This window comes from Clostridium ihumii AP5, from assembly GCF_000612845.1.
In the GTDB taxonomy this organism is placed as follows: domain Bacteria; phylum Bacillota; class Clostridia; order Clostridiales; family Clostridiaceae; genus Clostridium_J; species Clostridium_J ihumii.
In genome coordinates this window covers 1-13098 of record NZ_CCAT010000047.1, presented here as the reverse complement: position 1 = coordinate 13098, position 13098 = coordinate 1, and the positions used below count along the sequence as shown (strand labels likewise).

At 26.2% G+C, this 13098-nt stretch carries 6 protein-coding genes, 1 pseudogene and 2 riboswitches; of the genes and pseudogenes, 1 reads left to right on the top strand and 6 read right to left on the bottom strand.

Features of this window, described 5'->3' with window-relative positions:
* Positions 1–84: 84 nt before the first annotated feature.
* The 5 genes and pseudogenes from BN346_RS21920 to BN346_RS09775 form a co-directional block, all read right to left on the bottom strand.
* A pseudogene (locus BN346_RS21920) lies at positions 85–513 on the bottom strand (ECF-type riboflavin transporter substrate-binding protein); the annotation flags it as partial.
* 169 nt (positions 514–682) lie between these two features.
* Positions 683–799, bottom strand: a riboswitch (SAM riboswitch).
* A 183-nt stretch (positions 800–982) separates the two neighbouring features.
* A complete protein-coding gene (locus BN346_RS09790; RefSeq protein WP_040328269.1) occupies positions 983–2677 on the bottom strand; it encodes a methyl-accepting chemotaxis protein in 1695 nt (564 codons plus the stop codon).
* 520 nt (positions 2678–3197) lie between these two features.
* Positions 3198–3314, bottom strand: a riboswitch (SAM riboswitch).
* An 82-nt stretch (positions 3315–3396) separates the two neighbouring features.
* Entirely contained in the window at positions 3397–3873 is a 477-nt protein-coding gene (locus BN346_RS09785; RefSeq protein WP_040328268.1) for a GyrI-like domain-containing protein, read from the bottom strand.
* A gap of 95 nt (positions 3874–3968) precedes the next feature.
* Positions 3969–4499, bottom strand: a complete 531-nt coding sequence (locus BN346_RS09780; protein WP_040328267.1) for a glutathione peroxidase — start codon at positions 4497–4499, stop codon at positions 3969–3971.
* A 310-nt stretch (positions 4500–4809) separates the two neighbouring features.
* The gene (locus BN346_RS09775) at positions 4810–5943 is read right to left on the bottom strand and encodes a deaminase domain-containing protein (protein ID WP_040328265.1); all 1134 of its coding nucleotides are present in this window, start codon (positions 5941–5943) and stop codon (positions 4810–4812) included.
* 888 nt (positions 5944–6831) lie between these two features.
* Here BN346_RS09775 and BN346_RS09765 point away from each other — a divergent pair.
* Complete coding sequence (locus BN346_RS09765; RefSeq protein ID WP_040328263.1) at positions 6832–7299, top strand: GreA/GreB family elongation factor; 468 nt, start codon at positions 6832–6834, stop codon at positions 7297–7299.
* 88 nt (positions 7300–7387) lie between these two features.
* Here the strand turns inward: BN346_RS09765 and BN346_RS20525 are convergent, their stop codons facing one another.
* The gene (locus BN346_RS20525; RefSeq protein WP_051540254.1) at positions 7388–12673 is read right to left on the bottom strand and encodes a DUF7507 domain-containing protein; all 5286 of its coding nucleotides are present in this window, start codon (positions 12671–12673) and stop codon (positions 7388–7390) included.
* Positions 12674–13098: the final 425 nt, after the last annotated feature.

The following is a 13098-nucleotide window of genomic DNA, read 5'->3' as shown; positions in this document are numbered from 1 at the left end:
AACTTTACTTTTTTCTTCATTTACTTCTTTAATTAAACTGCCCTTTTGGGTTCTGCTTTTAGCATATGTATACAATAATGTAGTTCCTAAAAATCCTACTATTATTATATTAGATATACTTGCTACCGCACCTTGAATATAAAGTTTATCTATTGGTTCACTATAAATTACAATATCTAATGTTGGTGCTACTACACACCAAGCTATTATATTTGCTAACACTTGATAAATATTAAATATTATTGCATGTTTTTTCGTAAATTTTCCTTTTGAAATATCCACTGATTTTTTTGCAAATCCAATAATAAATCCAGTAACACTAGATGCTATTATCCAACTAAACCAAGGACTACCCCACATCATTAAATCCTTTAAAGTATGTCCTACAAATCCAATTGCAGCTCCTGCTATTGGCCCAAATATAACTGACATTAATCCTAAAAATGCATAACTTGTTTCTAGATTTGTATTTGGAATCCCCGTAGGAATCGATCCAAATCGCCCTAATATCATAAATACAGCTGCCCCAATACCTATAGCTACTATTGTTTTAATGGGTAGCTTATTATTTTTTTTCATCTATTTTTCTCCTTATTTTCTTGTATTTTTTAACTTTATTATATATTATTCAAAACAAAAACGCTAGATAACTCATACCTAGCGTTGAAAAAACATATAATTTTTCTCATCTACTAGCTAAAAGCTACAGGATTTAGCACCACACTTTATATATCATTTATATATAAAAATAGGTTGCTGGGTATCATAGGGCCAGTCCCTCTACCACTCTTGATAAGAATTCAATATTAAATTTACTAATTAATGATATATTACAATATCTTTAATGTCAATAGTATACTCTATAGTTTTGAATTTAATAATAAGATTTCAACTTATATTATCATAAAGTTTATTATTCTTTTAGTCATATTAATCGTTGATATATTAGGAAAACTCTCATTATCTTTATTTAATAACTATCTTATATTTTTTTTATTTTAAATTGTGACACCATATTATTTAAGTTAATAGCCTGTGCTGTTAATTCTTGACTTGCTGCTGCACTTTCTTCTGATATAGCTGAATTTGATTGCACTACTTCTGCTATCTGTTGTATTCCATCATTTATTTGTTCAATTGATTGTGCTTGCTCTTTTGATGCATTTGTTATTTCAAAAATTAATTCAGTAGATTTACTTACTGAATCCACCACTTTTACCAACTTTTCAGCAGTACTATTCACTAATTGTTTCCCATTTTTTACAGAATCTATAGATTTTCCAATTAACTCCATAGTATTTTTTACTGCTTGTCCTGATTGTTGTGATAACTCTTTTACTTTATTGGCTACTACAGCAAAACCTTTTCCTGCATCGCCTGCTCTAGCTGCTTCTATACTAGCATTTAATGCTAGTAGATTAGTTTCTGTAGCTATTGATTCAATGTCTTTAATAATACTACTAATGTTTATAGATGATTTTTCAATATCTTCCATTGCACTTACCATTTCTTTCATACTTTTATTTCCCTCATTTACAACAACCATAGATTCATGTGACATCTCATTTACATCATTAGCTATTTTTACAGTGTTTTGAACTTCATTGCTAATTTCCCCAATAGATGCTGAAAGCTCTTCAATTGCACTTGCTTGTTCAGCAGCTCCTTGTGCAAGATTTTGTGATCCTTCTGCTAATTGATCTGATCCACTGGAAACTTGATTTGATGCTTCATTTATTTCTATTATAATATCACTAAGCTGTCTAATAATTTTATATATAGAATCTTTTATTGGTTCAAATATACCAATAAATTCAACTTCAGGTTCAATATTAAAGTTACCATTAGAAATTTCTCTTAAACCCCTAGCCGTGTCTTTTAGTACATCATTAGTTACTTTTATCATTTTTCTCATGCTATTTGATAATAATCCAAGTTCATCTTCAGAATAATAATTAAGTTCTACATTAAACTCTCCATTTGCCATCTTATCTGCCGCTGTTTCAATTTCTAATATTGGATTTGTCAAACTATTAGTAATATATATAGCTAAAATAGCTGTAATTCCAATTGTAATACCTGCAACTATTATCAAAACAACAATTGTAATTATTTGTATCACTCTCAAAGTTTTATATTTATTTGTTGCAATTTCTTGAGATTGTTTATACATTGATTCTAAGTATGTGTTTGCTTCTAATAGTATTGGCTGATAATTTTCAAAAAATATTTTTCTTCCCTCATCATTAGCATTAACTAAAGCCAATTCATATATTTTTTCCTTAAAATCTTTTGAAGTATTCATTGTATTATCAAATTTTTCTATCAATATCTTATCACCTAAAAAATTATTATTTAAGTAATCTAAATCATCTTTTATCGAATCAAGTTCTTCTTTTGCATTATTTATATATTCTTCTGTTTTACTTTTATCTGGGGTACCAAATGCATAATTTATAAATTTTGAATATGATTGAATTGTTCTACGTATTTCCATGACTTTATTTGTGTTTTGATAAGGACCGTTGTAAAATGTTGTGAAACTTCTTCCTACTAATACTAAGCTTACAATTGATGATATTACTGTAATAATTAGCATAAAAATAATAATAGAAAATATAGTTTTTAATTTCTTTTCAATTTTAAAATCTTTAATCTTATCTTTTAGTTTTTTCATACATACACACTCCTATTTTTTTACAAATTAATATCATGTATTTTCATTATTCTATATTACGACTTATTATTCTAAATATTAATAAAACTTAAATGTATTTAATATAAATTTAATACTTTAATTTTTTTTAAAATTTATTTTAATATATTTAAATATAAATTATTCTTTTTATAATAAAAGTATAAAAATGTAATTGTTTTTTTAAACTTTATATAGTCAAATAAATTTAAATCTCCATCTTCCTTATTAGCTATCAAAATAACTTTTTCTTTATAATCTTCTAATATATTTAACTATAAAAATACAGTAATATGAATTTCTTATATTATAATTTTTTAAAATTTAACCCTCTATATAATAAAATAATCACTTAGGTTTTTCTTAAACCTAAGTGATTATTCATTGTATTTTCTATTCACCATATTTTACTTGTAATTTTATATTAGGATGTTTTTTGCAAAACTGAGTAATTATAAAAACGCTAGATACTTTCCCTCTAGCGTTTGAAATACATAATTTGTTCTCATCTACTAGCTAAAAGCTACAGGATTTAGCAGCACACTTTATATATCATTTATATATAAAAATAGATTGCTGGGTATCATGGGGTCAGTCCCTCTACCACTCTTGATAAGAATTCAATATTAAATTTATTAATCCAATCTATTTATTTTTAATTTAATTATTTAAAATATATTTAATTTTTTCAAAAATAAAATTTATTCCGGTGTTTTCATTTTTATTGGAACAAAGTTATCTGCTTGATGATAATTTAAAGCCTTTATAGCACATTGTGGTGTTATAACATGAACCATAATAGGTCTACTGTTATCAACTTCTATTTGTTCATTTTTTTCTATCCATTCTGAAATACTCTTAATAACTCTTGCACCGTCCTCATCATCTCCGTCTATTGAAGTTGCAACAGCATATAATCCACCGTTAAAATCCATAATTTCATATTCACAATCACTTATTTCTTCTTCAATAGCATAATACCAAACAAGTCCTTCATTTTTAAAATCATACCATATAAAGTCTCTTGGAAAAAATTTATCTTTTCTATTCTTATCATATGCACTCCACCACTTATCAAATTTACCCAAAATTCCTGTTTCTGAAAAATCACAATTCACATCACAACCTGATGAAACCATTTTACATTTAGGCAACTCAATTAATCTAATATTTTCCATTTTCATCCCCCATTTTCAATTTATCTGACAATATAATTATATTATCATCTTACCTAATTAATATATAAAAATAATTTGTAAATTTTTATATGTTTTTACAGTAACTTTTCAATTGCACTTTCTATTTTTTCTGGTTCTACTGTTGGCGCAAACCTTTCTACAACTTTTCCATTTCTGTTTATAAGGAATTTAGTAAAATTCCATTTTATATCATCATCTTTTGTGTTAAATCCTAATGATGTTAGTTTATCATAAAAAGATTTTGATGCTTCATCTTCATAAGCTTTTGGTGCTTCTTTTCTTAAATATTTATATACTTCAACTGCCTTTTCTCCATTTACATCAATTTTTCCAAAAGTTTTAAATGTTGTTCCATAGTTTGTTTTACAAAAGTTAACTATTTCTTCATTGCTTCCTGGGGCTTGCTCAAAGAATTGATTTGATGGAAAATCTAAAATTTCAAATTCTCTATCTTTATATTTATCATATATTTTTTGAAGACCCTCATATTGTGGTGTAAATCCACATCCTGTTGCAGTATTAACTATCAAAAGAACCTTTCCTTTATAATCTTCTAATGAAATTTCTTTTCCCATTACATCTTTTACTTTGAAATCATAGATCATTTTTAACTCCTCCATACTAAAATTATAATATGTTTAATTATTTACATAACTTATCATTTACTATTAACATTAAATAATTCACTCCTGTTAAATTTTTTTCATTTTACTTTATATATATATAACTATTTATTCACACTAATTCATTCTTTAAATCCAAATTATCAATAACTAAACTTTATACTACATATCCAGAAGCATGTCTCACAAGTAAACTAATATCAATACCTATGCAATACTCTCACATTTTTAAATTTCTATAAAAAATCACCTAGGTTTTTCTTAAACCTAAGTGATTTTTCATTATATTTTTCTATTCACCATATTTTTTAATATATTTTACTTGTAATTGTATATTAGGATGTTTTTTACAAAACTGACTAATTACAAAATAGCAACTTGGACATGGTTCCCACTTGCTGTAAAGAATAAGTTTTCCTTTATCCTTTAAAAATTTTTTTTCTATTTGCTTATGTATTTCTTCCAATATCTTCTTTTCACTATCATTAACTCTTTCATATCCAACACCCAAATTTCCCAACTTATTTACCTTTAAACTTTTAAAAACTGACTTTTCCATAGGTGGTGCTGCACAATAATTTGATATTTCATTTTTCCCACTTATTGCTTTAAATTCCTTATTATCATATGTTGCAATTGCTATATTTATAGAATCTTGCAATGCTTCACTTTGATTTATATGAAATGTTGCTTTTTCTTTTTCATCTACTCTCATATATTTATTTATATTTTTTATTAAGCGTTTAACTCTTGGTATATTATTTTTTAAATGCTCATGATATTCTACAGTTCCTTTTTTAACTTTAAAATATTCACACTCTATTTTTTTAGGTATCTCTAATGATATTGTTTTTACTTTACTTTTATCATTGTAATTTTCTTTTAAACTATCATTTCCTACTAAAATCATTCTCTTTAATAATTCTATATCTTTTGCATAAAGATATTCATTATCTAATTCCTTCTCTAACTTTATTAATTCAAACTTTTCTTCTAAACTTATTTTTTTATCTACTCTAGTTTTTATTTCTTCTATTTCATCTAAAATCTCTTCAACACTTTCTTTTAAACTAGGTTCTCTCTCATATTCAATTCTATCTATATACATTTTTTTAATTTTACATATACTCTCACATAATTTATTATGATTATTTTGAAATATAGTAATTCTTTTTACATAATCTATAAAATCATTAATATCATCTGCCTTATATGTAGTCTTAGTGTCATTAATACATACATTTAACATATTCATTGAATTATTATCTAATTTAAAAGTATCTATAACTTTCTTTCTAAACTTTAGTTCATCAAATTCATTTATATTGTACCCTTCTGTTTTTAATGCATTTTTAAAATCATCTGAATTACTGATTTTTATTCGTTCTTTTTTTCTTTCTTTTAATAAGCCATTTTTTCCCGTCATATTAACCCCTTATCTTTAGTTTGTAAGTAATAAGTCTATTTATAATTATATATATATTATTAATTACTTTACAATATTTATTATTACAATTTCTCAACTATAGGAAACTTAACTTTATAGCTATAACTTTTACAATAGAGGTTTTATTTTTTTCTATATATTATATAATATTATAGGGTTACAAGCTGAAAAATAAAATTATTTTTGTTTCATTTGGGAATTCTAATTAATTTAAAATGGAAAATTGAAAGTTGAAAGTGAATGTAAAAATTGGAGATTCAATTTTTAAAAATGATTTTTTATTAAATTTGCAAAGCAAATTATTTAAACACAATATAAAAACTGAATTTTATAAAATATCCAAAGTAATAGGGATAGTTACTATTGAAACTGTGATTAGTAAGAATATTATGATGGGGAATTTATTCTCCAAAATGAACTTTTTATGGATAAATATTATACTGATTTTATTTGAAGTACAAATAAAACATTGTAGTGGGGATTTCAATCCCCGGGATATTCACCATCACTTTTCACTCTTACTTTTTAATTGGTTTCCAACATGATAATAGAATAAACTGTAAGCTTAATAATATCACTTGATAAAGATGTTATTTAAACTTCGAACTTGGAACCCTATATAGGGTTCCAAGTTCATCTTCATAATTATTAGTTTCAAAACTTGGATACCCTTAAGAGTGAGACTAGCTCGGAATCATTTTATAGTAAGTATTTCTTTTGAAAGCAATATATTTTCAGCTTAAAAAATAGTTTTGAATTCGAGCTTGTTTCCCTATATTTAAGGGTGTTAATTTTTGAAACAAATTAAATTGTAAGATTAGTTTAAAGCCCTATGACATAATATATTTTGTGGGAGGTTTATTTTTTATGAAGAATCATCAACTGACAGAAGAAAACATAAAAAAATTAAGAGAAGAATTAGATTATAGAATGACTGTAAAAAGAGCTGAAATTGCTAAAGAGAAACTAGTAGCTGCTGCACATGGAGATAGATCTGAGAATGCTGAATATAAAGAAGCTTGTGCAAACTATAGAGAAAATGATAATAGAATTCAATATTTATTAACTATGATATCTACAGCAACTGTAATAGATGGCGATAACATAGATAAATCAGTATTAGGTGTTAATGGTAAAGCTAAAATTAAATTTGTTGATACTGAGGATGAAGATATTATAACACTTGTAACTACACTAGATGCATCTCCTGAAGATATGTGTATAAGCATAGAATCTGATTTAGGTAAAGCTTTATCTGGTAAAAAAGCTGGAGATATAGTTGAAGTTAATGCTCCTGGAGAAAATTATTCAATAGAAATATTAGAAATACTTTAAAGTTATTTATATTATAATTTATAAACAATTAGTCTATAATCATAATATTTTCAAATAAAAAAGTGAGTATACTACTCACTTTTCTATTTTATTTACAACAACCTAAACATGATTTTATTAAAACAGTATTATTTATAAATACATTCCTATTATCTAATTTATTAAAATATATATCTTCTATAAATCCTTCAATTTTTACATTGTTATCCTCGGCATAATTAGATAATACTATAAATGTTGAAAATGGTATATTATAATGAGCTGAATGAACAGATTGACTTTTACATAATGCAGTATATTCAACTACTTCAGTTAATACTCCATGAACAATCAACTTATAACCTCCTAATTTCTGACCTTCATTAGATTCACCATTAGAAGTTTCTACTACATACTTATTTATTATCTCTATTTCACCCTTAACATTTAATATTCCCTCTATATCTGGCTTTTGTAATGGTATTTGAATTACTTTTTCTACACTAAATTGTTTAAAATTTGATATTCCAACATCTACTATTGTACTTGAGCTTTTACTTATGCTCTTTTCTAATTTATTAATATTTTCTTTTAATATATAATTAAATTTAACACTAGCTTTGTTAATTATTTGTTGTTTGCAATTAGATTTAATTACTTTTACAGTATACTTAATTATAACTTCATCACCTTTTTTTATATCCCCTATATTAACTCCTTCTCTAATATTAATATTATTAATAACTTTTCCATCTATAGAAAAACTACCTTCTATTACTTCAACTTCAAATGGTAAATCATCTTTAAATATTACATTGTAAGCATCTAAAGTTCCTGTATTCTTTAATATTAATGTATAAGTTATATTATCTTTTAGAACTACAAATTTTTCATCTGCAGTTTTTTCAATATCTATATTGGCTATTTCCGGATATATTTCAACTTGATTACTAGATGATATACCTGTTTCTGAATTTTCGCCTGGTAACTTAAATCCATATTTTGCTTTTGATATATTAGTTATTGGTACTATTTCATTAGATATAACCTTTGCTTTAAAAGTTATTGTAACACTTTCACCTGGTTTTAATACTCCTATATCTATACCTGATATAATACCTGATTGTAAATCTTCAACTCCATTTACAGTTACTGTTCCATATATAAACTCTAAGCTTGAACTCAATATATCTGAAATAGTAATTGGATTAACATCTACATCGCCTAAAGTTATATCTCCTGTATTTTCAGCAAATAACGTATATGTGACTATATCTCCTACTACAACATACTTTTTGTCTACACTCTTAATTAAAGTTAACTGTGGATTAAAAACTTGAACACCAGTATTATCAGTAGCTATCTTATTTATTTTATTGGGATCTGTTTCAGAGTTTACAGTTACCTTAGCTGTTCCTACTATAATATTTTTAAATATTTCATTTAAATCAGAAATTACTTTAACTTCTATTTCAACAGTTTTATTTTCACCTATACTTATATTTCCAATATCAATTCCTGTTTTTAAATCTCCAGTAATAACCACTCCATTTAACTTTATGCTTAAAACTTGAAATTCTAATGGTAAGTCATCTTTAATAATAAAATTATTTATTTCTATATTTCCTGTGTTTTTAATCTCAATGGTATATACAAATATTTCTCCAACCTTAACTGAGCTTTTATTTGAAATTTTGCTTATTGTAAAATTAGGATTATATACATTAATTTTATTTTCATTACTAGTTGAATTTCCATTAAAATTATTTTTAGATACTATATAATTAAACTTTGAAATTGAAATATTAGTTATAACCCCACTTTTAGGAATAGATGTTACTTTTGTATCAAATGATATTATTTTTTCTTCTCCAATTTCTAAATTACCAATATTAACTCCAGTTAATATACTTTGATTTGAAGGTATATTATTTATAGTTAACTTTCCTTCATAATTTAAATTTGATGATAATTCATCACTAACTATGACATTTTGTAATAAAACTTCTCCAGCATTAATTGCCTTTATTGAATACCTTATGGTATTTCCAACTAAAGCTTTAACTTTATCAGATGATTTAACTAAAGTTAACTTTGCTTTTATTACAGGTATATTAACTTTATTTGTGACAATTTTACTTTTAATTGGTGGAAGATTATCATTAACTCTATACTCATAATTTATCTCTGCATCATTTGTTAAAACACTTGGAGCACTTTGCAATACCTTCACTTTAAAAGTTGTAGTAATAGTTTCACCTGGCGCAATGCTACCAACATTTATTCCTAAATTTGGATTTTGCAAAGGTTCTAATTCACCATTGATAGTAACTGTACCTGATATAAATTCTGTTCCTTCTGGAACAATATCATTTACAATTGTATTAATAACACTTACATTTCCTGTGTTTTTCAAATTTATAGTATAAGTTATTATATCTCCTGGTGTTGTAACTATTTTATCTGATGACTTTTCTGCATTTTGTGGCAATATTTCACCATGGTTAACCTTTGTATATACAGTGTTTGTATAGCCACTTCCACTTACTGAATTAGGGTTAGATGGATTAACTGTGTAGGTATATTTTATATATGCAGTATTTGGGATTGGGTTTGGCACTGGAATTTTATCTACTTTCACTGAGTAACTCAAAATTATTTTTTGATTAGGCAAAATTCCATTTGTAATATTAATTCCACTAGATGGACTTCCAGTTATAGGAACATTTGATACTAAACTTCCCTCAATATAAATTGTTCCATTAGGAATAGCGTCTGATATTACAACATTGTTAGCAATTGTATTACCTGTATTATTAACATTAATTGTGTAAGTTATTTCTTCTCCTATATCTGCATATTGTTTATCTACAGATTTAACTAAATTCCCTGATGATACTAAATCTGCATATACAACCTTTATATCAACTGATGAAGTGTTATTATTTGGATTAGGATCCTTTGTTGTACTACTTACCTTAGCTGTATTTGTAACTATACCTAATGCAGAATTAGTTATAGTTCCTCTAATAAGAATGGTTTTTGATTCATTTACTATTAACGTTCCTATATTATAAGGACTTATCCATACGCTCCAATCAGTTCCTCCATTCGTAGAAAATTCAACATTGGATATTTCTTCTGGTACTACATCCTCTATAATTACATCTTGTGCATTTGATGGTCCACTATTGTTAATAACTAAGGTATAAACTACTGTATTTCCTCTATTTACAAAACTATTATTTACTGTTTTTTTAATACTTATATCCGCTAAAGAATTTATAGGTGTTCCAATTGTATCAGTATTATTATTTTGATTTGGATCTTTTGTTGTGCTGCTTACTGTAGCTGTATTTTGTAAAATTCCAGTTACATCCTTAGGCACTATACCTCTTATTAAAACTACCTTAGATTCATTATCTTGTAATGTTCCTAAATTTAAACTTCCTTTCCATGGTAACCAATTTAATGAACCCTCTAACATATATTCAGGATTTTCTAGTATTACAGCATCTTTAAGTTTAACACCTTGTGAGTATGATGGACCTAAATTTGATATAACTATAGTGTAGGTCAACATTTCTCCTGATACTATCGGACTAGGGCTTGCTGTCTTTTTAACAGTTATATCAGCCAAAGTATCTACTACAGTTGTTGATTTTGATGTATTATTATCTGGACTAGGATCTGGTGTTGTTGATTTAGCAGTAGCTGTATTTTCTATATTTTCTATACATGATGAGTTTACATTTCCTCTTATTTGTACATTTATTTCAGGTGCTTCTGCTTCTATATTCCCTAAATTAATTTTATTTTGAAGCCATGGCTTCCATGGTAATATTCCATTAATTAAATATTCTGGATTTAATATACATTGTGGAACTATATCTTCTAATATTACTTCCTGTGCATTTGATGGTCCTAAATTCATTATTTCTATATTATACGTTAATAAGTCCCCTGCAATTACTGGATTAGGATTACCTGTTTTCTTCACAATTATATCTGCTAATGTGTTTACTTTTGTGGTTGTTGTGGAAGTATTATTATCAGGATTTGGATCTGGTGTTGTTGAGGCTATCTTTGCTGTATTAATTATATTTTCTATACAAGATTTATTTACAGTCCCCCTTATTTGTACATTTATATCTTTTGCTCCATAAATTAATATTCCTAATGTTATTCCATTTTGAGGCCATGGTTTCCATGGTAATACTCCATCAATTGAATACTCTGGATTTAATATACAGGATGGAATTGTATCACTCAATATTACATTTTGAGCATTATCCGGGCCTTGATTAGTTATAACTATTGTATAATTAATATTATTTCCTGCAACTACAGGATTAGGATTTGCCGTTTTTATTATTCTTAAATCAGCTTTTTTAGGTGTGTTAGTTATTGTATATTTTATTATATCACCAAGTTGTAATGTTACTGATTCTGGTAACTGTGTTATTGGAGGTATTTGTCCACCATTAGATAAATTGATAACAGATATTGTTTGATTATAATCTGTTAATGAATTTTCACTTTCTAAACTCATTGACTCATCTATTGTATAAGTATTATTAACTTTACCAAATACATTTGCTGTCTCTATTTGTATTCCATTTGAATTTCCTGTTGTGGTTACTTTATTATTTGGTATTCCATTTATACTTAAAGTAAATTGATCTAATGGACTTCTTCTTGATGTAATATTTTTTAACACTTCTATTTTATTTATAGCAAAACCAATTGCAATTCCTTGTCTTCCGCCTCCTCCAATAGATGAACTTATAACTCTTACATTAATATCAGTTGCATTTTTTGTTACAATGACAGGTGCTGAAACAATATACCCACTTGTACCTTCTTCTTTAAATATATTTGTTCCAATTCCACTAATTGCTGGTGTAGTTGCTATACCTCCACCTACTGGTGGCATATTTATTAATAAATCCCAAACACCTTGATTAGTAGTATATATAATACCTTCTTCCAAATTTGTAGTTTCTCCATCAGCTAAAATAACAGAGTAATTGGGAATGTTCATTCCTTCTTTATCCAAAACTTTTATATTAAAAATCCTTAACTCAGTTACTCTATTATTAAAATTACCATTTGGCTCATATAAAACTACATTTCCATTAATCCCTGTATACCCTGTATTTCCAAAAGCTGCTCCTCCTGATGTTGGTGATGGTGTTGCTACAAATGATCTTCCCCCTAATGCAATTGCAGTATTGGTTAAATCAAACTTAACTGTTGAACCATCTAATAATGTGGCAGTTATATCAGTTATTGTTTCACCTGGATTTATAGTAAAATTTCCAAAATTAACCCATCCAATACCACCTGCACTCGGTGAATTTCCACCAGGATTTGCATAAACTAATGATGCCATAAAAGTTCCCCTCCTCAATAAAATTTTATTAAAATCTATATAAATAAAACTTTTCTCTATGAGCTATTTTTTAAAAATATCACAATATAGTATATTCACAATTAAATCTTTGTTGATTTTTGAGCAGTTCTATTTTCTATTTATTCAAGAAATTATATAAGGTTATCTCGCATTTATATTTTCAAAATTTAAGTCTATAGGGTTCCAAATTCAAAATAACAAATTTATCAATTGAAAAACTTTTTTCTTTCATCAAGAAACAGGAATTATTTAAATTAGTATTTCTTTAAAAATTGATTTAGAAACTCTTATTAATTTGTTTTTTATTTTCAAGACCTGAACCCAAGGACGAGTTCAGCGACTGCCTAGACAGGACGTCGTGTGAACTAAATTTAGAAATATGTAATTCAAAATTCAATGTATAT

Bases quoted from the DNA above. Each gene is read 5' to 3' on its own strand.
- BN346_RS09790 (WP_040328269.1), bottom strand. From the start codon at position 2,677: ATGAAAAAACTAAAAGATAAGATTAAAGATTTTAAAATTGAAAAGAAA.
- BN346_RS09785 (WP_040328268.1), bottom strand. From the start codon at position 3,873: ATGGAAAATATTAGATTAATTGAGTTGCCTAAATGTAAAATGGTTTCA.
- BN346_RS09780 (WP_040328267.1), bottom strand. From the start codon at position 4,499: ATGATCTATGATTTCAAAGTAAAAGATGTAATGGGAAAAGAAATTTCA.
- BN346_RS09775 (WP_040328265.1), bottom strand. From the start codon at position 5,943: ATGACGGGAAAAAATGGCTTATTAAAAGAAAGAAAAAAAGAACGAATA.
- BN346_RS09765 (WP_040328263.1), top strand. From the start codon at position 6,832: ATGAAGAATCATCAACTGACAGAAGAAAACATAAAAAAATTAAGAGAA.
- BN346_RS20525 (WP_051540254.1), bottom strand. From the start codon at position 12,673: ATGGCATCATTAGTTTATGCAAATCCTGGTGGAAATTCACCGAGTGCA.